Source organism: Brenneria nigrifluens DSM 30175 = ATCC 13028 (genome assembly GCF_005484965.1).
Lineage (GTDB): Bacteria > Pseudomonadota > Gammaproteobacteria > Enterobacterales > Enterobacteriaceae > Brenneria > Brenneria nigrifluens.
In genome coordinates, this window is record NZ_CP034036.1 from 4,480,755 (window position 1) to 4,503,824 (window position 23,070).

At 54.7% G+C, this 23,070-nt stretch carries 20 protein-coding genes, 1 tRNA gene and 3 rRNA genes; 13 read left to right on the top strand and 11 right to left on the bottom strand.

Annotated elements, in window-relative coordinates:
* Nucleotides 1-96: 96 nt before the first annotated feature.
* The gene (gene fsa, locus EH206_RS21000; protein WP_009114785.1) at nt 97-759 is read right to left on the bottom strand and encodes a fructose-6-phosphate aldolase; all 663 of its coding nucleotides are present in this window, start codon (nt 757-759) and stop codon (nt 97-99) included.
* Between the two features lie 191 nt (nt 760-950).
* Between fsa and srlA the strand changes: the two genes are divergently transcribed.
* The 10 genes from srlA to argD all read left to right on the top strand — a co-directional run bounded on the left by srlA (nt 951) and on the right by argD (nt 8,751).
* Complete coding sequence (gene srlA, locus EH206_RS21005) at nt 951-1,499, top strand: PTS glucitol/sorbitol transporter subunit IIC (protein WP_009114786.1); 549 nt, start codon at nt 951-953, stop codon at nt 1,497-1,499.
* Nucleotides 1,500-1,513: 14 nt separating this feature from the next.
* Nucleotides 1,514-2,524: a PTS glucitol/sorbitol transporter subunit IIB gene (gene srlE / locus EH206_RS21010; RefSeq protein ID WP_009114787.1), complete on the top strand. Its 1,011-nt coding sequence runs from the start codon at nt 1,514-1,516 to the stop codon at nt 2,522-2,524.
* 17 nt (nt 2,525-2,541) lie between these two features.
* Nucleotides 2,542-2,904, top strand: coding sequence for a PTS glucitol/sorbitol transporter subunit IIA (gene srlB / locus EH206_RS21015; protein WP_009114788.1), 363 nt, complete (start codon nt 2,542-2,544; stop codon nt 2,902-2,904).
* 21 nt (nt 2,905-2,925) lie between these two features.
* A complete protein-coding gene (gene srlD, locus EH206_RS21020) occupies nt 2,926-3,705 on the top strand; it encodes a sorbitol-6-phosphate dehydrogenase (protein ID WP_040344192.1) in 780 nt (259 codons plus the stop codon).
* Nucleotides 3,706-3,748: 43 nt separating this feature from the next.
* A complete protein-coding gene (gene gutM / locus EH206_RS21025) occupies nt 3,749-4,114 on the top strand; it encodes a transcriptional regulator GutM (protein WP_009114790.1) in 366 nt (121 codons plus the stop codon).
* A 101-nt stretch (nt 4,115-4,215) separates the two neighbouring features.
* Nucleotides 4,216-4,989, top strand: a complete 774-nt coding sequence (srlR, locus tag EH206_RS21030) for a glucitol operon DNA-binding transcriptional repressor SrlR (RefSeq protein ID WP_040344193.1) — start codon at nt 4,216-4,218, stop codon at nt 4,987-4,989.
* A gap of 177 nt (nt 4,990-5,166) precedes the next feature.
* Complete coding sequence (locus tag EH206_RS21035; RefSeq protein WP_009114792.1) at nt 5,167-5,937, top strand: amino acid ABC transporter substrate-binding protein; 771 nt, start codon at nt 5,167-5,169, stop codon at nt 5,935-5,937.
* A gap of 26 nt (nt 5,938-5,963) precedes the next feature.
* On the top strand, nt 5,964-6,629 hold the full coding sequence (locus EH206_RS21040; RefSeq protein WP_009114793.1) for an amino acid ABC transporter permease: 666 nt from the start codon (nt 5,964-5,966) through the stop codon (nt 6,627-6,629).
* A gap of 202 nt (nt 6,630-6,831) precedes the next feature.
* On the top strand, nt 6,832-7,410 hold the full coding sequence (locus tag EH206_RS21045) for an aminodeoxychorismate synthase component II (RefSeq protein WP_009114794.1): 579 nt from the start codon (nt 6,832-6,834) through the stop codon (nt 7,408-7,410).
* 114 nt (nt 7,411-7,524) lie between these two features.
* Nucleotides 7,525-8,751, top strand: coding sequence for a bifunctional acetylornithine/succinyldiaminopimelate transaminase (gene argD / locus EH206_RS21050; RefSeq protein ID WP_009114795.1), 1,227 nt, complete (start codon nt 7,525-7,527; stop codon nt 8,749-8,751).
* A 173-nt stretch (nt 8,752-8,924) separates the two neighbouring features.
* Here argD and rrf read toward each other — a convergent pair.
* The 4 genes from rrf to EH206_RS21070 all read right to left on the bottom strand — a co-directional run bounded on the left by rrf (nt 8,925) and on the right by EH206_RS21070 (nt 14,390).
* Nucleotides 8,925-9,040: ribosomal RNA gene (gene rrf, locus EH206_RS21055) — 5S ribosomal RNA — on the bottom strand.
* 203 nt (nt 9,041-9,243) lie between these two features.
* Nucleotides 9,244-12,353 (bottom strand): 23S ribosomal RNA (locus EH206_RS21060).
* A gap of 199 nt (nt 12,354-12,552) precedes the next feature.
* A tRNA-Glu gene (locus EH206_RS21065) sits at nt 12,553-12,628 on the bottom strand.
* 220 nt (nt 12,629-12,848) lie between these two features.
* A 16S ribosomal RNA gene (locus tag EH206_RS21070) occupies nt 12,849-14,390 on the bottom strand.
* Together the 16S, 23S and 5S rRNA genes with 1 tRNA gene alongside form the textbook arrangement of a ribosomal RNA operon.
* Before the next feature lie 593 nt (nt 14,391-14,983).
* On the opposite strand from EH206_RS21070, the gene purH reads away from it, so the two are divergent.
* Nucleotides 14,984-16,573 (top strand): bifunctional phosphoribosylaminoimidazolecarboxamide formyltransferase/IMP cyclohydrolase, encoded by a 1,590-nt coding sequence (gene purH / locus EH206_RS21075; protein ID WP_009114796.1) that lies wholly within the window; start codon nt 14,984-14,986, stop codon nt 16,571-16,573.
* Nucleotides 16,574-16,590: 17 nt separating this feature from the next.
* Nucleotides 16,591-17,877 carry a phosphoribosylamine--glycine ligase gene (gene purD, locus EH206_RS21080; protein WP_009114797.1) on the top strand — a complete coding sequence of 429 codons (1,287 nt, stop codon included), beginning with the start codon at nt 16,591-16,593 and terminating at the stop codon, nt 17,875-17,877.
* Between the two features lie 94 nt (nt 17,878-17,971).
* Here purD and EH206_RS21085 read toward each other — a convergent pair whose 3' ends face one another.
* From EH206_RS21085 to nudC, 6 genes are all read right to left on the bottom strand, one after another.
* A complete protein-coding gene (locus EH206_RS21085; protein WP_009114798.1) occupies nt 17,972-18,661 on the bottom strand; it encodes a DUF1481 domain-containing protein in 690 nt (229 codons plus the stop codon).
* Between the two features lie 3 nt (nt 18,662-18,664).
* A complete protein-coding gene (gene hupA, locus EH206_RS21090) occupies nt 18,665-18,937 on the bottom strand; it encodes a nucleoid-associated protein HU-alpha (RefSeq protein WP_009114799.1) in 273 nt (90 codons plus the stop codon).
* A 187-nt stretch (nt 18,938-19,124) separates the two neighbouring features.
* A complete protein-coding gene (locus tag EH206_RS21095) occupies nt 19,125-19,715 on the bottom strand; it encodes a YjaG family protein (RefSeq protein WP_009114800.1) in 591 nt (196 codons plus the stop codon).
* A gap of 88 nt (nt 19,716-19,803) precedes the next feature.
* Nucleotides 19,804-20,478, bottom strand: a complete 675-nt coding sequence (gene nfi, locus EH206_RS21100; protein ID WP_009114801.1) for a deoxyribonuclease V — start codon at nt 20,476-20,478, stop codon at nt 19,804-19,806.
* Nucleotides 20,479-20,486: 8 nt separating this feature from the next.
* Entirely contained in the window at nt 20,487-21,551 is a 1,065-nt protein-coding gene (gene hemE, locus EH206_RS21105; RefSeq protein WP_009114802.1) for a uroporphyrinogen decarboxylase, read from the bottom strand.
* A 63-nt stretch (nt 21,552-21,614) separates the two neighbouring features.
* Entirely contained in the window at nt 21,615-22,394 is a 780-nt protein-coding gene (gene nudC, locus EH206_RS21110) for an NAD(+) diphosphatase (RefSeq protein WP_009114803.1), read from the bottom strand.
* Between the two features lie 105 nt (nt 22,395-22,499).
* On the opposite strand from nudC, the gene EH206_RS21115 reads away from it, so the two are divergent.
* Entirely contained in the window at nt 22,500-22,961 is a 462-nt protein-coding gene (locus tag EH206_RS21115; RefSeq protein ID WP_009114804.1) for an Rsd/AlgQ family anti-sigma factor, read from the top strand.
* The last annotated feature ends 109 nt before the right edge of the window (nt 22,962-23,070 follow it).

Below are 23,070 nucleotides of genomic sequence, written 5' to 3' on the forward strand. Positions count from 1 at the left end.
GAACATATCTCATTTGATTATATTTTTCATTATCGCCATGCTGTCCGCCGCGCCTTCAGGCCGGGAGTTTCTTTTATTATGAAAGCTTTTACCTGCTTATAGCCTCATACCGCCAAAAGCCCCCTGCCAGTCAGCATCAAATTTTTCTATCGCCGCCTGCACCGCCGGTGTGTTGATAAACTGTTCCGCCACATCAACCGGCAGCGTGACCGCCTGACATCCCGCCAGCATACATGCCAACGCCTGACGCGGGGTTTTGAAACTTGCCGCCAGTACGCCCGCGAATGGGGCATGCAACGTCAGTAGCTTTTGCAAATCGCGCACCGTCTGAACCCCGTCGCCGCCTTGCGCATCGAGCCGATTGACATAAGGCGCCACGTATCTGGCGCCCGCCAGGGCGGCGAACAGCCCCTGCGCCGCACCGTAGATGGCGGTCCCCAGCACCGGAATGCCCTCGCGGCGTAAGATTTTCATCGCCGCCAGCCCCTCTGCGGTAGCGGGAACTTTGATAATCAAATCGTCAACGTATTGCCGCATCAGCAAAGCCTCTTTAACCATATCCTCTGCCCGGTGGGCGATCACCTGAGCAAAGAGCTCCCCTTTTCCCTCCAGTACCTGATGCAACGCCGGCAACAGTTCATGCAGCGGCTTACCCGCCGCAGCGACAATGCTCGGGTTCGTCGTGACGCCGGCCAGCGGCAAGATACGCGCCAGTCGTTCAATGGCGGTGATATCCGCCGTATCGAGATAAATCTTCATAGATCTCTTCCTCCACAGAATGCGTTCAACAATCATTCCCCATTTATGTTTCATACTGAACGAAATAACTTTCAAAATGTGATCAATTTAAAATTTAAAAAACATATTTGGATATATTTTGATAGCACGTAAACAAAACAACACGCGGTTTAGTGTCTTGCGGCATCAACCAGAGGAAACAGGAGCGCTATATGATAGACGTCATCACCCATGGGGCTGAGTGGTTCATCGGCCTGTTTCAGAAAGGAGGGGAAGTTTTTGTCGGCATGGTGACCGGCATACTTCCTTTGCTGATTAGCCTGCTCGTTATTATGAATGCGCTGATCGTGTTTGTCGGTCAGGAACGCATCGAACGTCTGGCCCAACGCTGCGCGGGGAACCCGCTCTCCCGCTATATGCTGTTGCCGGTTATCGGCACATTCGTCTTTTGCAATCCCATGACGTTAAGTCTGGGCCGCTTTATGCCGGAGAAGTACAAGCCGAGCTACTACGCCGCCGCGTCTTATAGCTGTCACTCCATGAATGGCCTGTTCCCGCATATCAATCCTGGGGAGCTGTTCGTCTACCTCGGGATCGCCAGCGGCCTGACGACGCTCGGTCTGCCGCTGGGCCCGCTGGCGGTTAGCTACCTGCTGGTGGGGATGGTGAGCAACTTTTTCCGCGGCTGGGTCACGGACCTGACCACCACGTTATTTGAACGCAAAATGCGCATCCAGCTTGACCGTCAGGTTCAGCTTTAACGGGGAAAACCATTATGAGCAACGTGATTCGTATTGAAAGAGGCGAAAGCGGCTGGGGCGGTCCGCTGCTGATCGAAGCGGTGCCGGGCAAGAAAATTGTCTATATCACCGCGGGGACGCGTCCGGCAATTGTCGATCGCCTGAGCGAACTGACCGGCTGGCCGGCCGTGGATGGCTTTAAAGACGGCGAGCCGCCGGCAGAAGAGATCGGCATAGCGGTGATTGACTGCGGCGGCACGCTGCGCTGCGGGATTTATCCCAAACGCTGCATCCCGACGGTCAACATCCATTCGACCGGCCGGTCCGGCCCGCTGGCGCAGTTTATTGTGGAAGATATTTACGTATCCGGCGTGCGGGAAAAAAACATACAACGAGTGGAAACCGCGTCGGCAACGCCCGCCGCCATCCCTTCCGCGGCGGAAAAAACCGCCGTCGCCGCCGCATCCGCCGGCCTTGGCCGGGATTACGACAGCAGCAAAAAAATCACCGAACAGAGCGACGGGCTGCTGGCCAAGGTCGGTATGGGCATGGGTTCGGTGGTCGCCGTATTTTTCCAGGCCGGTCGGGAAACCATTGATACGGTATTGAAGACTATTCTGCCGTTTATGGCGTTCGTCGCGGCGCTGATCGGTATCATTATGGCCTCGGGGCTAGGCGATATGATTGCGCACAGCCTGACGCCGTTGGCAAACAGCCCGATCGGCTTGGTCACGCTGGCGTTGATTTGTTCATTCCCCCTGCTTTCTCCTTTTCTGGGGCCGGGCGCGGTGATTGCCCAGGTGATCGGGGTGCTGGTCGGCGTGCAGATCGGGCTGGGAAATATTCCTCCCGCTCTGGCGCTGCCCGCCCTGTTCGCCATAAACGCGCAGGCCGCCTGTGACTTCATCCCTGTCGGCCTGTCGCTGGCGGAAGCGAAACAGGACACCGTGCGCGTCGGAGTGCCTTCCGTACTGGTGGGCCGCTTTCTTACCGGCGCGCCGACCGTGCTGCTGGCCTGGGTAGTATCCGGTTTTATCTACCAATAACCGTTTTGGGAGTCGGTATGAACACGGTTTTTCAAACCATATTTACCCGTATTGGCGACAACGCGGCGGAGGCATTGACCGAAGACATGATGATCACCTTTCGTGAAGGGGCCCCCGAAGACATCGAATCATTCTGCTTTATCCACCAGCATGGCGATCTGCACGGCGAACTACGCGCAGGGGACACGCTGATGCTTTCGGACAGGGCCTATCCGATTACCGCGGTAGGCTCGGTTGCGACGCAGAATCTGCGTGAACTGGGTCATATCACCATCCGCTTTGACGGCGCTGCCGAAGCAGAATTTCCCGGCTCGCTGCACGTTGCAGGTAAGCCGCCGACAGATATCCAAGTCGGCGGTAAATTAACGATTTTTTCTTAAATATCAGGTGGGGAAATGCATATGAAACAGGTTGCGGTAGTCATCGGCGGCGGACAGACCCTCGGTGCGTTCCTGTGTGAAGGCCTGGCGGAAGCGGGTTATCAGGTTGCGGTCGTTGATTTAAATGCTCAACACGCCATGCAGGTAGCGGAAACGATCAATGCTCGCTACGGCGCCGAATGCGCCTGCGGCTTTGGCACTGACGCCACGGATGAAGTACAGGTTGAACGGTTGGCGCGAGCGGTTGACGCGCGATTCGGTCAGGTCAATCTTTTGGTCTATAGCGCAGGGATGGCCAAGGCGGCCCCCATTACGCAGTTCCGGCTCAACGATTTTGATTTGTCTTTACAGGTGAATCTGGTGGGATATTTCCTGTGCGCCCGCGAGTTTGCCAAGCTGATGATCCGCGACGGCATCGCCGGGCGCATTATCCAGATTAACTCCAAATCAGGGAAAGTCGGCAGTAAGCACAATTCCGGCTATAGCGCGGCCAAGTTCGGCGGGGTTGGGCTGACTCAGTCGCTGGCGCTGGATCTGGCGGAGTTCGGTATTACCGTCCACTCGCTCATGCTGGGCAATTTGCTGAAATCGCCGATGTTCCAGTCATTATTGCCGCAGTATGCCGAGAAACTGGGCATCCGGCCGGAAGAGGTGGAGCAGTACTATATTGATAAAGTGCCGCTCAAGCGGGGCTGCGACTATCAGGATGTGCTGAACACGTTACTGTACTATGCCAGTGATAAAGCCTCTTACTGTACCGGCCAGTCGATCAATATTACCGGCGGGCAGGTCATGTTCTGAATACGCTATCCCCGGCGCGATGCCGGGGAACTGGAGGTGAACGATGAGCCCGGCAGCATTATTGATTACCTTTGCGGTATGCGCATGGCTGTTACAAATTGCGCTGGGCTGGCGGCAATTGCGTCGTTTCAATCAGGCGTTTGACGCGTTGTACCGCCAGGGAAACACGGTTGGCGTAGGCCGCGCCGCCGGAAGGTTTAACGCCAGAGTGCTCGTGGCGCTGGCGTTTGATGAGCAGGAACGGGTATGCGACGCTTTTATCATGCGCGGATTTACGGTCTTTGCCCGGCCGCAGCGAATAAAAGAATGGATAGGATTAAAGAGAACGCAACTGGCGCCAAATGTGATCTTTCCCATAGAATCGGCTTGCCGCGCCGCGCTTTCGTTGGCGATTGAAGCGAAATCATGATATTTTCATTTTAAAAGATATTTCCTTTCATTTGGCAGCATTTCCCTGCGCCAAGTTTCGTAAAGGAAAGCGTTAAAATGATCTATCGGATGGATATCGCAATGAAACCTAAACAACGTCAGGCGGCGATCCTGGAATATCTGCGCACGCATGGCAAAACGTCCGTGGAGACGCTTGCCGGCCGTTTCAGCACCACGGGCACAACAATCCGTAAGGATTTAACCGCGCTGGAAGAAGAAGGCGCGGTTATCCGTACTTATGGCGGCGTGATGCCCAGCCGGGAAGAAGGCGATCAGCCCATCGACCGTAAAACACACATTAATACCAAGAAGAAAAAACAGATTGCCCACGCGGCCGCGGCGCTGATTAATGACGGCGACTCGCTGATATTCGATGCGGGCAGCACCGTGCTGCAAATGGTGCCGTGGCTGACGCAATTCAACAATATTACCGTTATGACCAACAGCCTGAGCATTGTTAATGAGCTGGTTGAACTGGATAACGATCAAACCATCCTGATGCCGGGCGGCACCTATCGCAAAACCTCGGCCTCGTTTCACGGCAGTCTGGCGGAAACCGCTTTTTCCCATTTCAGTTTTGACAAGCTGTTTATCGGCGCCGACGGCGTCGACCTGAATGCAGGCGTCACCACCTACAATGAACTGCACGCCGTCAGTCAGGCAATGTGCCGCGCCGCGCAACAGATTATCCTGCTGGTGGACTCGTCCAAGTTTGGCCGCAAAAGCCCCAATGTGGTCTGCGAGCTAAGCGCGGTGGATATTCTGATTACAGACAAAGATATCAATCCGGACTACCTGACTGAGTTAAGGGCTAAGAACATTAATGTCATTGTGGTGGGGGATGACGATGAATAAGCGTATGCCGCTGCATGCTCTGCGCGCCGCCGGCGTCGCCTAAAGGGCAAAATGACTATATTCAGTTCTGATATAACCCATCACGCAATGTAATTTATCAAAATAAACCTTCTGGCGTAGATTCATTATCAATAAAAGTTATAAGCCATATGATGCCCATTACCCACAGGAACCATAATGAAGAAATTACATTTCGCTATACTGACTGGCGCACTGTTCGCAACGAGCGTCTTGGCACAGGCGCAGGATGACCTCGGCGCCATCAAGTCCGCCGGGGTGATTAAAATCGGTACGGAAGGCACCTACGCCCCCTACACCTACCACGATAAATCGGGTCAACTGGTGGGGTTTGATGTGGATATTGGCCGCGCGGTCGCCGAAAAACTGGGCGTCAAGGCGCAGTTTATCGAAGGTCGCTGGGACGGGCTAATCGCCGGCGTGGACGCCAAACGCTACGATGTCGTCATCAATCAGGTCGGCATCACTAAAGAGCGTCAGGTTAAATACGACTTCTCCAAACCTTATATCGACTCGAAAGCGGTGCTTATCACCCAGGCCGATAACGCCACCATCCAAAACTTCAGCGATCTGAAAGGCAAAAAATCGGCGCAAAGCCTGACCAGCAACTACGCGAAGCTGGCCACCAGCCACGGCGCGGAGATTGTGCCTACCGATGGATTCAACCAGTCTCTGGATTTGGTGCTCAGCGGCCGTGCCGACGCCACATTGAACGACAACCTGTCTTACCTTGATTTCAAAAAGCAGAAGCCAGACGCGAAAGTCAAAGTTATTGCCACCGCGCCTACCGGCGAACCTTCTGCTATTTTGGTACGCAAAAACCAGCCGCAGCTGGTGGAGGCGCTGAATAAAGCATTGGATGAAATCAAAGCCGACGGCACCTATAAAACGATAGCCGTGCGCTACTTCGGTCAGGATGTATCTCAATAATATCCCTGTTAGCGGAGTCATTTTTCATGCCGCCCTGGCTAGAGCTTATGGCAGACTCTTTCTGGAGTCTGCTGTCCGCAGGATTAAAATTTACCGTTCCCCTGGCGATTCTTTCCTTTATTTTCGGTCTGGCCGTGGGGGTGATTGTCGCCCTGATCCGCCTCTATGGTCCGAAGCCATTGAAATGGATCGGCGACTTTTATGTCTGGGTTATCCGTGGAACACCGCTGCTGGTTCAGTTATTTCTCATCTTTTACGGGCTTCCCAGCGCGGGTATCACCCTGGATGCTTTCCCTGCCGCGTTAATCGGGTTCACCATCAGCGTTGGCGCATACAGCTCGGAAATCGTCCGCGGGGCGATATTATCGGTACCGCGAGGCCAATGGAGCGCGGCGTATTCCCTGGGCATGAACGGCGCTCAGGCGATTCGCTGGGTAATATTTCCACAGTCGGTGTTCGTTTCATTACCCCCGTTATCCAACACCTTTATTTCCTTAATCAAAGATACCTCGCTTGCCGCCGTCATTACGGTTCCGGAAATGTTTTTATCCGCACAGCGTATTGTTTCCGTCACCTACGAACCGCTGATTCTTTATATCGAGGCCGCGCTGATTTATCTGATGTTCAGCACGGTGCTAAGCCAGTTGCAGGTGAGGCTCGAAAAGTATTACCAGCGCCATATCGTGCATTGATCCCGGACGGGTGGCGCACCCTTTACATTATCTTTGCCCTTCTATTGACGCGCAGACGCTGCATTAGCGTCTGCAGCCGGTTCTTAAACTATATCTGCCACCCGCCCCGCCGATTTATAGGCCGATACCCTCGCGCGGTTCGATGATAAAATCCGCTCCAGCGCCATAAGTTGAACGTAAGAATTACAATATTGGGTGATACATGTTGTTACTGATCGATAACTATGACTCCTTTACCTACAATCTGTATCAGTATTTTTGCGAGCTGGGCGCTGAAGTACTGGTCAAGCGTAATGATGAAATAAAGCTGGATGATATCGAACGGCTATCGCCGTCGCGGCTAGTTATTTCTCCCGGCCCCTGTACGCCGGATGGCGCGGGTATTTCTCTGGCGGCCATCCGCCATTTTGCCGGCAGGTTGCCCATCCTTGGCGTATGTCTTGGTCATCAGGCGATGGGACAGGCATTCGGTGCGCGAATCATCCGTGCTCGCCAGGTAATGCACGGCAAAACCTCGGTTATCCAACACAATAATACGGGGGTTTTTGCCGGGCTGTCGCAGCCGCTGACGGTAACACGCTACCACTCGCTGGTGATTGAACCGGCGTCCCTGGCAGACTGCTTCGAGGTTACCGCCTGGAGTGAACGTGACGGCAAGCATGATGAAATCATGGGGATTCGGCACCGTTCACTACCATTAGAAGGCGTTCAGTTTCATCCGGAAAGTATTCTCAGCCAGCAAGGACACCAGCTTTTAGATAATTTTCTTAAAATAGAGTGAGATAGGAAATAATTTTCTTTCCGGGCGGTTTAACATTGTCTAAAACTGATTTTTTATGCATATTTATTGATTATATTTTCACTTAAAGTTGTTGATATCGGAGCATATAAGCAGATGGCAACGGATAAAAAAGCAGTAACGCGGGAAACTCACGACAAAGTTATTTTGCCGGTTTATGCACCAGCGCAGTTTATACCGGTAAAAGGTAAAGGAAGCCGGGTGTGGGATCAGCAAGGACGAGAATACATTGATTTCTCCGGTGGTATCGCCGTTACCGCGCTTGGCCACTGTCATCCGGCGCTGGTAGCCGCGCTGCAACAGCAGGGAGAAAAGCTGTGGCATACCAGTAATATCTTCACCAATGAGCCTGCACTACGCTTGGCCAGTAAGCTGATTAATGCGACGTTTGCCGATCGGGTATTTTTTGTCAATTCCGGCGCCGAAGCAAACGAAGCGGCTTTCAAGCTGGCGCGCCACTACGCGATTAAGCGTCACAGCCCGTATAAAACCAAAATCATTGCGTTTTATAACGCCTTTCACGGACGGACGCTGTTTACCGTTTCCATCGGCGGTCAGGCTAAATATGCCGATGGCTTCGGGCCGAAGCCCGCCGATATCGTGCACGTTCCTTTTAATGACCTGGCGGCGGTCAAAGCGGTGATGGACGATCATACCTGCGCCGTGGTATTGGAGCCCGTTCAGGGAGAGGGCGGCATTACGCCGGCCACCCCGGAATTCCTGCAAGGCGTGCGTGAACTGTGCGATCAATATCAGGCGCTGCTGGTGTTTGATGAAGTCCAGTCCGGGATGGGCCGTACCGGTAAGCTGTTTACTTATATGCATTACGGCATTACGCCGGATATTCTCACCACCGCCAAAGCCTTGGGCGGCGGCTTCCCCATCAGCGCCATGCTCACCACGGAGGAGATCGCCTCGGTAATGACCGTCGGCGTACACGGCACGACCTATGGCGGCAACCCGCTGGCCTGTGCGGTTGCGGAAGCGGCGCTGGATACCATCAATACGCCGCAGGTACTGTCGGGCGTAGCGGAGCGTCATAACCAGTTTGTCGGGGCGTTGGAAAAGATCAACCAGCAGTACGGTATCTTTGAGCAGATCCGCGGCATGGGATTATTGCTGGGGGCAGAGCTTACGCCGCAATGGCATGGTCGGGCGGGCGAGTTTCTGGCAGCAGCGGCACAACATGGCGTAATGGTATTGATGGCGGGCCCAAATGTGATTCGTTTCGTACCTTCACTGGTCATTGCCCCCGAGGATATCGAACAGGGAATGGCGCAGTTTACCAAAGCGGTAGCGCAGGTGGTCAACGCAGCCGGTTGACACACACCTGGCAGTTTACGGCCCACGTCCCTGTGGGCCGCCCTTCGGGCCGGTGCTGCGCACCGTTCAAATCCGCTCCCGGCGGATTTGTCCTACTGAAGAGCACCTCACCGACAAACAACAGGCAAAACAAAAGGCCCAGTCTTGCGACTGGGCCTTCCGTTCTGTTTGATGCCTGGCAGTTCCCTACTCTCACATGGGGAGACCCCACACTACCATCGGCGCTACGGCGTTTCACTGCTGAGTTCGGCATGGGGTCAGGTGGGACCACCGCGCTATCGCCGCCAGGCAAATTTCTCGTCTCTTCCTGAGACTCGCCCTTCGGGCCGTCGCTACGCGACGTACAAAATCGTTCCCGACGATTTTGTCTGTTCCCTTTTCAGGCCAGCGCTCCGCGCTGTTTGATGTCCGCGTTATACGCAAACATTTTAATCTTCAATCCGTCAACAAGCTGATTATTGTGAGTCACTCTCAAAACACCTTCGGTGTTGTAAGGTTAAGCCTCTCGGGTCATTAGTACCGGTCAGCTCAACGCATCGCTGCGCTTACACACCCGGCCTATCTACGTCGTCGTCTTCAACGGCCCTTCAGGGGACTCGAAGTCCCAGGGAAGACTCATCTCGAGGCAAGTTTCCCGCTTAGATGCTTTCAGCGGTTATCTCTTCCGCACTTAGCTACCGGGCAATGCAATTGGCATCACAACCCGTACACCAGTGGTGCGTTCACTCCGGTCCTCTCGTACTAGGAGCAACCCCTCTCAATCTTCCAACGCCCACGGCAGATAGGGACCGAACTGTCTCACGACGTTCTAAACCCAGCTCGCGTACCACTTTAAATGGCGAACAGCCATACCCTTGGGACCTACTTCAGCCCCAGGATGTGATGAGCCGACATCGAGGTGCCAAACACCGCCGTCGATATGAACTCTTGGGCGGTATCAGCCTGTTATCCCCGGAGTACCTTTTATCCGTTGAGCGATGGCCCTTCCATTCAGAACCACCGGATCACTAAGACCTGCTTTCGCACCTGCTCGAGCCGTCACTCTCGCAGTCAAGCTAGCTTATGCCTTTGCACTAACCTCCTGATGTCCGACCAGGATTAGCTAACCTTCGTGCTCCTCCGTTACGCTTTGGGAGGAGACCGCCCCAGTCAAACTACCCACCAGACACTGTCCGCAACCCGGATTACGGGCCCACGTTAGAACATCAAACATCAAAGGGTGGTATTTCAAGGTCGGCTCCACGCAGACTGGCGTCCACGCTTCACAGCCTCCCACCTATCCTACACATCAAGGCTCAAGGTTCAGTGTCAAGCTATAGTAAAGGTTCACGGGGTCTTTCCGTCTTGCCGCGGGTACACTGCATCTTCACAGCGAGTTCAATTTCACTGAGTCTCGGGTGGAGACAGCCTGGCCATCATTACGCCATTCGTGCAGGTCGGAACTTACCCGACAAGGAATTTCGCTACCTTAGGACCGTTATAGTTACGGCCGCCGTTTACCGGGGCTTCGATCAAGAGCTTCGCCCTAAGGCTGACCCCATCAATTAACCTTCCGGCACCGGGCAGGCGTCACACCGTATACGTCCACTTTCGTGTTTGCACAGTGCTGTGTTTTTATTAAACAGTTGCAGCCAGCTGGTATCTGCGACTGGTCTCAGCTCCATCCGCAAGGGACTTCACCAAATCCAGCGTGCCTTCTCCCGAAGTTACGGCACCATTTTGCCTAGTTCCTTCACCCGAGTTCTCTCAAGCGCCTGAGTATTCTCTACCTGACCACCTGTGTCGGTTTGGGGTACGATTGACTGTTACCTGGTGCTTAGAGGCTTTTCCTGGAAGCGTAGCATCGGTTACTTCGTCACCGTAGTGACTCGTCGTCACGCCTCAGTGTTAACGGTGTTCCGGATTTTCCAAAAACACCCACCTTCACGCTTAAACCGGGACTACCGTCGCCCGGCCAACCTAGCTTTCTCCGTCCCCCCTTCGCAGTAACAACCAGTACGGGAATATTAACCCGTTTCCCATCGACTACGCCTTTCGGCCTCGCCTTAGGGGTCGACTCACCCTGCCCCGATTAACGTTGGACAGGAACCCTTGGTCTTCCGGCGTGCGGGTTTTTCACCCGCATTATCGTTACTTATGTCAGCATTCGCACTTCTGATACCTCCAGCAGCCCTCACAGGCCACCTTCTACGGCTTACAGAACGCTCCCCTACCCAACGAACGTATCCTTAAAACGCCTTGCCGTCTGTCAGCGCTCAGGCCGACTCAACGTTTTTGTGGCTTGAACGTGCCGGCTTCGCCGTCACGTTAAGCGTTTTAAGTGATACGTTCGCTGCCGCAGCTTCGGTGCATGGTTTAGCCCCGTTACATCTTCCGCGCAGGCCGACTCGACCAGTGAGCTATTACGCTTTCTTTAAATGATGGCTGCTTCTAAGCCAACATCCTGGCTGTCTGGGCCTTCCCACATCGTTTCCCACTTAACCATGACTTTGGGACCTTAGCTGGCGGTCTGGGTTGTTTCCCTCTTCACGACGGACGTTAGCACCCGCCGTGTGTCTCCCGTGATTACATTCTACGGTATTCGCAGTTTGCATCGAGTTGGTAAGTCGGGATGACCCCCTAGTCGAAACAGTGCTCTACCCCCGCAGATGAGTTCACGAGGCGCTACCTAAATAGCTTTCGGGGAGAACCAGCTATCTCCCGGTTTGATTGGCCTTTCACCCCCAGCCACAAGTCATCCGCTAATTTTTCAACATTAGTCGGTTCGGTCCTCCAGTTAGTGTTACCCAACCTTCAACCTGCCCATGGCTAGATCACCGGGTTTCGGGTCTATACCCTGCAACTTGACGCCCAGTTAAGACTCGGTTTCCCTACGGCTCCCCTATGCGGTTAACCTTGCTACAGAATATAAGTCGCTGACCCATTATACAAAAGGTACGCAGTCACCCCACCCCAAAACACTCGCTGCTTGTTTTGTGTGTTGCTCATCGCAAAAAACGCGATGACAACCGTCACCTCGACATCCGCATCGCCTTTCGGCCCGGAAGTGTTTTGGTGGTGGGGCTCCCACTGCTTGTACGTACACGGTTTCAGGTTCTGTTTCACTCCCCTCGCCGGGGTTCTTTTCGCCTTTCCCTCACGGTACTGGTTCACTATCGGTCAGTCAGGAGTATTTAGCCTTGGAGGATGGTCCCCCCATCTTCAGACAGGATATCTCGTGTCCCGCCCTACTCATCGAACTCACAGCATGTGCATCTTCGTGTACGGGACTATCACCCTTTGTTGCGCGACTTTCCAGACGCTTCCACTGACACACAAACTGATGATGGTTCTGGGCTCCTCCCCGTTCGCTCGCCGCTACTGGGGGAATCTCGGTTGATTTCTTTTCCTCGGGGTACTGAGATGTTTCAGTTCCCCCGGTTCGCCTTTCATGGCTATGTATTCACCATGAAATAGTGCAACGTATTGCACTGGGTTTCCCCATTCGGGTATCGTCGGGTGTAACGGTTCATATCACCTTGCCGACGCTTTTCGCAGATTAGCACGCCCTTCATCGCCTCTGACTGCCTAGGCATCCACCGTGTACGCTTAGTCGCTTAACCTCACAACCCGAAAGTGTCTCGGATTGCAATTTTTGAGAGACTCTGACACAACAAAATCATTACCCTCGCGGATAATGTTCAGCTGCGTCGTTTCAATTTTCAGCTTGTTCCAGATTGTTAAAGAGCAATATCGTAAACACGACTCGTTAAAGTCATCTTTACGATATTCGGTGATAATGTCTTTCACTCATTATCAGGATGGCGTCCCCAAGGGGATTCGAACCCCTGTTACAGCCGTGAAAGGGCAGTGTCCTAGGCCTCTAGACGATGGGGACACAAAAATTGTCCGCAACGCTCGCGTTGCTATTTTTGTGTAAAGGCGAGATTTTTCCAGAAAAATCGAGCGCCATTGTGTTTTGTCACTGCACTGGACAGTCACACACCCCACGGCACTTCAGGATACGTCCGCAACCTTCTACCGCAGGTTACCTTGCTCATTGTTTTCATCAGACAATCTGTTGTGGACACTGCACCTTCCAATATCTCACTTCAGTTTAAGGAGGTGATCCAACCGCAGGTTCCCCTACGGTTACCTTGTTACGACTTCACCCCAGTCATGAATCACAAAGTGGTAAGCGCCCCCCCTAAGGTTAAGCTACCTACTTCTTTTGCAACCCACTCCCATGGTGTGACGGGCGGTGTGTACAAGGCCCGGGAACGTATTCACCGTAGCATTCTGATCTACGATTACTAGCGATTCCGACTTCATGGAGTCGAGTTGCAGACTCCAATCCGGACTACGACGCACTTTATGAGGTCCGCTTACTCTCGCAAGTTCGCTTCTCTTTGTATGCGCCATTGTAGCACGTGTGTAGCCCTACTCGTAAGGGCCATGATGACTTGACGTCATCCCCACCTTCCTCCGGTTTATCACCGGCAGTCTCCTTTGAGTTCCCGACCGAATCGCTGGCAACAAAGGATAAGGGTTGCGCTCGTTGCGGGACTTAACCCAACATTTCACAACACGAGCTGACGACAGCCATGCAGCACCTGTCTCTCAGTTCCCGAAGGCACAAGACTGTCTCCAGTCTCTTCTGAGGATGTCAAGAGTAGGTAAGGTTCTTCGCGTTGCATCGAATTAAACCACATGCTCCACCGCTTGTGCGGGCCCCCGTCAATTCATTTGAGTTTTAACCTTGCGGCCGTACTCCCCAGGCGGTCGACTTAACGCGTTAGCTCCGGAAGCCACGGTTCAAGACCACAGCCTCCAAGTCGACATCGTTTACGGCGTGGACTACCAGGGTATCTAATCCTGTTTGCTCCCCACGCTTTCGCACCTGAGCGTCAGTCTTCGTCCAGGGGGCCGCCTTCGCCACCGGTATTCCTCCAGATCTCTACGCATTTCACCGCTACACCTGGAATTCTACCCCCCTCTACGAGACTCTAGCCTGTCAGTTTTGAATGCAGTTCCCAGGTTAAGCCCGGGGATTTCACATCCAACTTAACAGACCGCCTGCGTGCGCTTTACGCCCAGTCATTCCGATTAACGCTTGCACCCTCCGTATTACCGCGGCTGCTGGCACGGAGTTAGCCGGTGCTTCTTCTGCGGGTAACGTCAATCAACAAGATTATTAAGCTTGTTGCCTTCCTCCCCGCTGAAAGTGCTTTACAACCCGAAGGCCTTCTTCACACACGCGGCATGGCTGCATCAGGGTTTCCCCCATTGTGCAATATTCCCCACTGCTGCCTCCCGTAGGAGTCTGGACCGTGTCTCAGTTCCAGTGTGGCTGGTCATCCTCTCAGACCAGCTAGGGATCGTCGCCTAGGTGAGCCTTTACCCCACCTACCAGCTAATCCCATCTGGGCACATCCGATGGCGTGAGGCCATAAGGTCCCCCACTTTGCTCTTGCGAGGTTATGCGGTATTAGCTACCGTTTCCAGTAGTTATCCCCCTCCATCAGGCAGTTTCCCAGACATTACTCACCCGTCCGCCGCTCGTCACCCAAGGAGCAAGCTCCCCTGTGCTACCGCTCGACTTGCATGTGTTAGGCCTGCCGCCAGCGTTCAATCTGAGCCATGATCAAACTCTTCAATTTAAGATTTGTTTGATTCGCTAAGTTAATAGCATGCTCAAAGAATTTATAACTGTTTATTCGTAATGAATTTACTGTCAGTCACTCTTCAAGACTTTTTATATCGTTTGCGGATATCGTCTTGTGAGTGCCCACACAGATTGTCTGATTAAATTGTTAAAGAGCAGTGCCACGTTACGCCGTGGCGCGGGCCGCATATGTTATGCAATTCCGCTGTGAAGTCAAGTGATTATTGCCTGGCTTCCTACCGTCATCACAACCGCGTTGCCGCCGTTGCCCTGTCAGTGGAGGCGCATTATAGGGCGTTCTGCGCAGGCCGCAACAGGTATTTCGCATAAAAATGGTCGATTGCTGCATTCCACAGCAAAACCCGGCCTTATACCCTTTTTTACACAAAGTTATCCACAGAGCGGGATATGATCAAAATTTGACGAGCATCACGCAAACGTTTTCGCTACAATTCTCCCGCGTTAAAACCAGCGTATTTCTGTGAACGCTAACTGAATATTTCTCTTTATCTCGCCATCATGCGTCATAAAAGACGATATTCACGTACCGCTCTTCAATGATTATCAAATCCAAGGGATAACATCATCATGCAACAACGTCGTCCTATCCGCCGCGCTTTGCTCAGCGTTTCTGACAAAGCGGGTATTGTCGAATTTGCTCAGGCTCTGTCCCAACGTGGCGTTGAGCTTCTTTCAACCGGCGGAACCGCCCGTTTGCTGGCCGATGCCGGCTTGGCGGTCACCGAGGTATCGGACTACACCGGCTTCCCGGAAATGATGGACGGACGCGTTAAAACCCTGCACCCCAAAGTCCATGGCGGCATTCTCGGCCGACGCGGCCAGGATGACGCCGTTATGGCCCAACACGATATCCAGCCGATCGATATGGTTGTGGTGAATCTCTATCCCTTCGCCCAGACCGTCGCCCGTGAAAACTGCACGCTGGAAGACGCCATCGAAAATATCGATATCGGCGGGCCTACCATGGTGCGCTCCGCGGCCAAAAACCATAAAGACGTCGCCATCGTGGTCAAGAGCGGCGACTACGAGAGCATTATTAGTGAAATCGACGCCAACGGCGGTTCGCTGACTTACGAAACCCGTTTCGATCTGGCTATCAAGGCATTTGAGCACACCGCGGCCTATGACAGCATGATTGCCAACTACTTTGGTTCGCTGGTGCCGCCGTATTATGGCGAAACGGATAAACCGTCAGGCCGTTTCCCGCGCACGCTGAATCTGAACTACGTTAAAAAACAGGATATGCGCTACGGTGAAAACAGCCACCAGCAGGCGGCTTTCTACATAGAAGAAAACGTAACGGAAGCGTCCGTCGCCACTTCGCGGCAATTACAAGGCAAAGCGCTGTCTTATAACAATATCGCCGACACCGACGCCGCGCTGGAGTGTGTAAAAGAGTTCACCGAAGCCACCTGCGTCATCGTCAAACATGCCAACCCCTGCGGCGTGGCGATTGGCGACTCGATTCTCGACGCCTATGAGCGCGCCTACCAAACCGACCCGACCTCTGCTTTCGGCGGCATCATCGCTTTCAACCGCGAGCTGGACGAAGAGACGGCACAGGCGATCGTCAGCCGTCAGTTTGTCGAGGTGATTATTGCGCCATCCGTCAGCGACGCCGCGTTAAAAGTTACCGCGGCCAAACAAAACGTGCGTGTTCTGATCAGCGGCGCATGGCAACAACGCGTTCCCGGTTTGGACTTTAAGCGCGTAAACGGCGGTCTGTTGGTACAGGAGCGCGATCTGGGCATGGTCGATGCATCGCAACTGCGCGTGGTGACCGAGCGTCAGCCCAACGAACAGGAACTGCGCGATGCGCTGTTCTGCTGGAAGGTGGCCAAGTTCGTAAAATCCAACGCCATTGTCTACGCCCGCGACAATATGACCATCGGCATCGGCGCCGGCCAGATGAGCCGCGTCTACTCCGCCAAAATTGCCGGTATCAAGGCCGCTGACGAAGGGCTGGAGGTCAAAGGTTCAGCCATGGCGTCCGACGCATTCTTCCCCTTCCGCGACGGCATTGACGCCGCGGCGGCCGTAGGCATTACCTGCGTGATCCAACCGGGCGGATCTATCCGTGACGATGAAGTCATTGCCGCCGCCAACGAACACGGCATCGCGATGATCTTTACCGATATGCGCCACTTCCGCCATTAATCCAGGAACCGACCGAGATGAATATTTTAATTATTGGCAATGGCGGGCGCGAACATGCGCTGGCCTGGAAAGCCGCCCAGTCTCCGCTGACGGACCGCGTCTATGTGGCGCCGGGTAACGCGGGAAGCGCACTGGAGCCGACGCTGACAAACGTCGATATCGCGGCAACCGATATACCGGGGTTAGTCGCTTTCGCCCAGGAAAACCACATCGGCCTGACCATCGTCGGACCGGAAGCGCCGCTGGTGATTGGCGTGGTCGATGCCTTTCGCGCCGCGGGACTGACGATTTTCGGCCCGACGCAGGCAGCGGCGCAGCTGGAAGGTTCCAAAGCCTTTACCAAGGACTTCCTTGCCCGGCACAATATTCCGACGGCTGAATATCAGAACTTTACCGAAGTTGAGCCGGCTTTGGCGTACGTGCGTGCGCAGGGCGCGCCAATCGTTATCAAAGCGGACGGGCTGGCGGCGGGCAAAGGCGTCATCGTCGCCATGACGCTGCAGGAAGCGGAAGACGCCATCCAGGATATGCTGGCGGGCAACGCATTTGGCGATGCGGGGCACCGTATCGTGGTGGAAGAGTTCCTGGACGGTGAGGAAGCCAGCTTTATCGTCATGGTGGATGGGAAAAATGTGCTGCCGATGGCCACCAGCCAGGACCACAAGCGCGTAGGCGACCAGGATACCGGCCCGAATACCGGCGGTATGGGAGCCTACTCCCCCGCCCCGGTGGTAACCGATGAGATCCACCAGCGCATCATGGAGCGGGTGATTTGGCCGACGGTCAACGGCATGGCCGCCGAGGGCAATGTCTATACCGGTTTTCTGTACGCCGGACTGATGATTGCCGCCGATGGTCAACCCAAGGTGATTGAATTCAACTGCCGCTTTGGCGATCCGGAAACCCAGCCGATTATGCTGCGTCTGCGTTCCGACCTGGTTGAGCTATGTCTGGCGGCCTGCGACGGTAAACTGAACGAGCAGGATTCGCTATGGGATGAGCGACCTGCCCTTGGCGTGGTGCTGGCCGCGGGCGGATATCCGGCCGATTACCACACCGGCGATGTTATTTCCGGTCTGCCCCGGCAGGATGCCGGAGACGGTAAAGTGTTTCACGCCGGCACCAAAATGGACGGCGAGAATGTCGTTACCAACGGCGGGCGCGTATTGTGCGTAACGGCATTAGGCAATACGGTGGCGGAGGCCCAGAAACGAGCGTATGAACTGGCGGCGGACATTCAATGGCAAGGGTGTTTTTATCGCCAAGATATCGGCTATCGCGCCATTGAGCGGGAACAAGCCTGAGAACCGTGCGGCCCGGAGCAATCCGGGGTTTTTATGCTGCGCGAAACGATGGATTAGCCGCGCGGCCGTTATCGCGCCTCGACCCGGTGGCGGATTACAGCCTACCGGCCTCCGCTTCCCAACGGCAGAAATTCCCCTGGTCCGCCAGTAACAGCTGCGTGCCTTCCGGCGCCTCCAGCCACGCAACGCTGACCAATGGCTGTTTCTGCTTGTCAATCCATCCCTGTGAGGCCGAGTCAAAGTCGGGGCGGGTTTGCTGCCCATCGCAGGTGACCACCCGACCGTTCTGCCAGGTTCCCTGTTTCAGTACCACCTTACCGGCCTGAAGCACCTCGCTGAGCTCCAGCAGGCGTTTGGCATCCCACTGATAGAGCGCCAGTTCGTCATCGGAGATTGACTCTCGCCTTTGCGCCAGCTGCCGTTGCATAAAGCTGACCGTTCCATCTTGCGCAAAACGTATCTCGGCGTCGTCTTTCTGTAATTCCAGCATTCTTTTGATTTCCCGTATCTTGTCCTGCTGATACAGGTAGCGGGTGACTACCGTGTTATCGCCCTGCAGCGGGTTATACACCACAATCAGCCGGGTGGTGTTGTGCTGGGCGTCATCTTTACGCCACAGGCGAACCACGCCGCGATCGGAAAGATAACCGCTGGCGAAGACCGGCGGAGACGGGGTATGGCTGCCACAGGCGACGAGCAGCGCCAGCGCGGCGCTAATGCCCAACCAACGCAGTAAAAGCAAAAGGGGCGAAAACGCCCCCCTGCTTGAACTCTTAACCGGCATGGCTTATTTAACAGCGTCTTTCAGCGCCTTGCCAGAAACAAACGCTGGCACGTTGGCTGCAGCAATTTTGATTTCTTTACCAGTTTGTGGATTGCGGCCAGTGCGCTCGTTACGATGGTTTACCTTAAACGTACCAAAACCAACCAATTGTACTGCATCACCTTCTTTCAGAGACTCAGTAATCGCCGCCAGAGTTGATTCAAGTGCCGCTTTCGCCTGTACTTTGGAAAGATCAGCTTTGTCCGCAATTACATCAATCAGTTGAGTCTTATTCATAAGTTATCCTTACAGTGTGTTTATCGCTTGCTAAGCATCGAGTGCGACGGATATGCCATAACAGCACTCTCCTGCATATACGCACCGACAGCCACTTTTATTACGCCCCCCAAATGTAGACCAGACAGGGTGCGGATGTGAAGCCTTAAGACAGGCCATTTCAGGCCTTAAATCACGTTTTATTGCGTTATTGCTGTAAATTTATACCAATATTACTGCTTCCGGCCTCTCGCAGGTCAGCGCGGAGCCCTTTAATCAGCTCGATATCACGCTCTTCGCAGGCGGCCAACAGGCGGAAAATCTCCCATTGGATATCCCACTCGTCTTCAATTGCCGGCAGAACCTTGAGCTCGTCATCGGTCATTTCTCTACCGGCCTGCGTCATTTCGAGCATGGCGACCGTGCGGATAGACGCCTCGCTGATGGCAATCGCATGTTCCAGCGTTTCGCCGCTAAGGCGGGAATGGATCAGCTCGCCCAGGGCGATAGAGGCGTCAATCGCCGGGTAGACACCATAAATATCATAGTCATCAGCCGCAGGAATTGCCTCTTCTAATTTTTCCAACTGGCTGTCGAAATTGACTTTCGCGTCTTTGACCACCAGCGTTTCCCAAACCAGATCGAGAATACGGCGATAAACCATAGCGTCGCCAAACCCGGTTTGCTGACAAAACTCATGATAATTCGGGTACATACGTTCGCAAAGGCATGCCATAAAGGTGACATGCTGCCAGCTTCCGAGCTTTTCCAAACGCAAATGAATCGGGTTACGTAACATCTGTTATTTTATGCTCATGTAGAGGCAATGGGCGGCAGTGTACCTGAAATTATCACCGCGCCCTATGCCTGTATTCTTAAAATTTTGCTCACAACATCTGCTGTTGCCAGCGTTGAAACGCCGCCCGGTCGGATGCCACCGCGTCGGCCCAGCGAGTGGGCTCCGGCAGACGGTAGCCGCGCATGCAGCGTTGCACCCACAGCAGGGCGCTATCCAGACCGACGCGATGGCCGGTGGCCACGAACAGCGGGTTACAGCGCGCCTTGCTGCGCCATACCCAGCCAATCTGCTCGCCTTTATCCAGCAGCGGCTCCCGGCTGCCCACCTGATCCGATAACGGCGCGAAATGTCCGCACAGACGGCTTTTCGCCACGCCGATCGTCGGCACATTCACCAGCAGGCCGAAATGGCTGGCCACGCCAAGCCGGCGCGGATGTGAAATACCATGTCCGTCAACAAATAACAAATCCGGCTTTTGCTCCAGCATCCCCCAGGCGGCCAGCAGGCCCGGGCATTCCCGAAAGGAAAGAAAACCGGGGATATACGGCATGGTCGTACCAACCCGCGCAATCTTGTATTCCACCAATTCCAGCGACGGATAGCGCAGCACGGCGATGACCGCGCGGGTTATCGCGCCGTCCTGCTCAAAGCCCACGTCGGCGCCGGCGATAAAATCCGGCTGCTCGAAAGGCAGATCGTCGTAACGAACAATTTCCGCGGCGCGCGTCAGTTGCTCCGCGCGCAACCCTTGGGTATCAATCACCGGTCCCCCTATTGATGGTAAGCGCGGGATAGCTGGTGCACCGCCTCCACAAAGGCGCCGGCGTGCTCCGGCGGCACATCCTGATGGATACCATGCCCCAGATTGAACACATGGCCGTTGCCGTGCCCGAACCCCGCCAGAATCGACGCCACTTCCTGCTCGATACGCGCCGGCGGCGCATATAGCATAGACGGATCCATATTGCCCTGCAGGGCGACTTTCTCGCCGACGCGGCGGCGCGCATCGGCAATGTCGGTGGTCCAGTCCAGCCCCAGCGCGTCGCAGCCGGTTTCCGCCATCGCTTCCAGCCACTGGCCGCCGCCCTTAGTAAACAGGGTGACGGGAACGCGGCGCCCGTCGTTTTCCCGCCGCAGGCCGTCAACGATCTTGTGCATATAATGCAGGGAAAACTGGCGATAATCCCGGCCGCTGAGCACGCCGCCCCAGGTGTCGAATACCATCACCGCCTGCGCCCCGGCGCGGATCTGCGCATTCAGATAGAGAATGACGCTGTCCGCCAGCTTATCCAGCAGTAGATGCAGCGTTTTCGGCTCGGCAAACATCATTTTTTTAATCATGGTGAAGGCTTTGCTGCCGCCGCCTTCCACCATATAGGTCGCCAACGTCCAGGGGCTGCCGGAAAAACCGATCAGCGGCACCGCGCCGGCCAGGTTTTTGCGGATGGTGCGCACCGCATTCATCACGTAAACCAGTTCCTGCTCCGGATCGGGAACCGGCAGCTTGACGACATCGGCATGGCAGGCAATAGGGGAGTGAAAGCGCGGGCCTTCGCCCGTTTCAAAATAGAGTCCCAGGCCCATCGCATCGGGAATGGTCAGGATATCTGAAAACAGGATCGCCGCGTCGAGTTCGTAGCGCCGCAGCGGTTGCAAGGTGACCTCGCAGGCCAGATCCGCGTTTTTACACAGCGCCATGAAATCGCCCGCCTGAGCGCGGATCGCCTTGTATTCCGGCAGGTAGCGCCCCGCCTGACGCATCATCCATACCGGCGTCGCATCAACCGGCTGGCGCGACAAGGCCCGTAAATAGCGATCGTTTTTCAGATCAGTCATGCTGTTTTCCTTTCGTCGTTATCCCGCGGCGTAGGGTTATCGCGCCCGATGGTAACATGTTGGCTAACCGTGCTCATGAGACGCGCGGCACAGCGCAATCGTATCTTCGATCAGGCGGCGCGCCACCGTGCCCGGCGGCGGTAAAATGGGCAGTTGGTCATAGCGGAACCAGGCGGCGTCGCGCAGTTCGGCGGGATCGTGCTGAATGTCGCCCCCCGCATAGTCCGCCATAAAGGCCATCATCAGCGAGTGCGGGAAAGGCCAGGGCTGGGAGCTGATATAGCGCAGGTTCTTGATCCGGATATGGCTTTCTTCCATCACCTCGCGGGCCACCGTCTGCTCCAGGGTTTCGCCCAGCTCGACGAACCCGGCCAGCACCGTATACATATTGCCGCGATGACGGTTGTGCTGGGCCAGCAGAATCTCGTCGCCGCGTCGGATCGCCACGATGATACAGGGGGCGATCTGCGGGTAATAACGCTCCTTGCAGTGGCGGCACAGGCAGGCCAGCTCGGTTTTACTGCGCACCATTTCATGGCCGCAGTAGCCGCAGAATCGATGGGCGCGGTAAAATTCCGCCAGCTGTACGCCGCGCCCCGCCATTTGAAAAAGACCGACTTCCCGGTCGAGTAGCTGACGGACGGATGCCATGCCGCTATCCCGATTCTGGCAGACCAGCCGGACGGGCTGCCCCTGCCATTCGCCGATCAGTCGGGCGCTCTGCCCCTGTAAGGACCAGTTGGACGCCGTTCCCTGCGGCAATTCCCCCTCAGGGAGCCATATCTGGTTTGCGTGACTGATCACCCACCATCCGGTTTCGTCACCTTTTAGCGTTTGTTCCATATCTTTTCTATTGCTCCACTATCACTTCACTGGCATTTTACCACTATGGGTGATGAGATAACTTTCATAACTTACGGTTATTTTTTACCATTCACGGAGCCAACAATGCTAAACCAGTTACAAAGCCTGACTGACCTCGTCGGTGGCAATAATGCGTTAATCGACCAATGGCTACAAGCGCGTAAGCAGCTGCTGATTGCTTACTACCATCTGGTTGGCATTAAGCCGAACAAAGAAAAGCTCTCCCCGCTGGATGAAAAAGCGCTGGATGAATTTTGCCATAATCTGGTCGATTATCTGTCGATCGGCCACTTCCACGTTTACGAGCGGATATTGCCGGAAGCCGCCGTCCTCGGCGAACAGAAAAAGGCGTATTTCAACCAGCTTGATGAAGCATTAAAAAGCAACACAGAGCAGATTATGGCGTCTTATGACGGTCATTTGGCGACCTCCATCGATGATGAAAACTGTATTGAATTCCAGCAGGCGCTGTCCCGCGTGGGCGAAACCCTGGCCGAACGTTTCACGCTGGAAGACAATGTTATCCGGCTGATTTTTGATAATTAATATCTTTTTATTATCATATTGTTACCATTCAGCATCTGGTTTATCCAGGCAGATGCGCCTTCCTTGCTTTGACATGCCCGTGCTGGCGTCATAAAGTGTCACCGTTGTA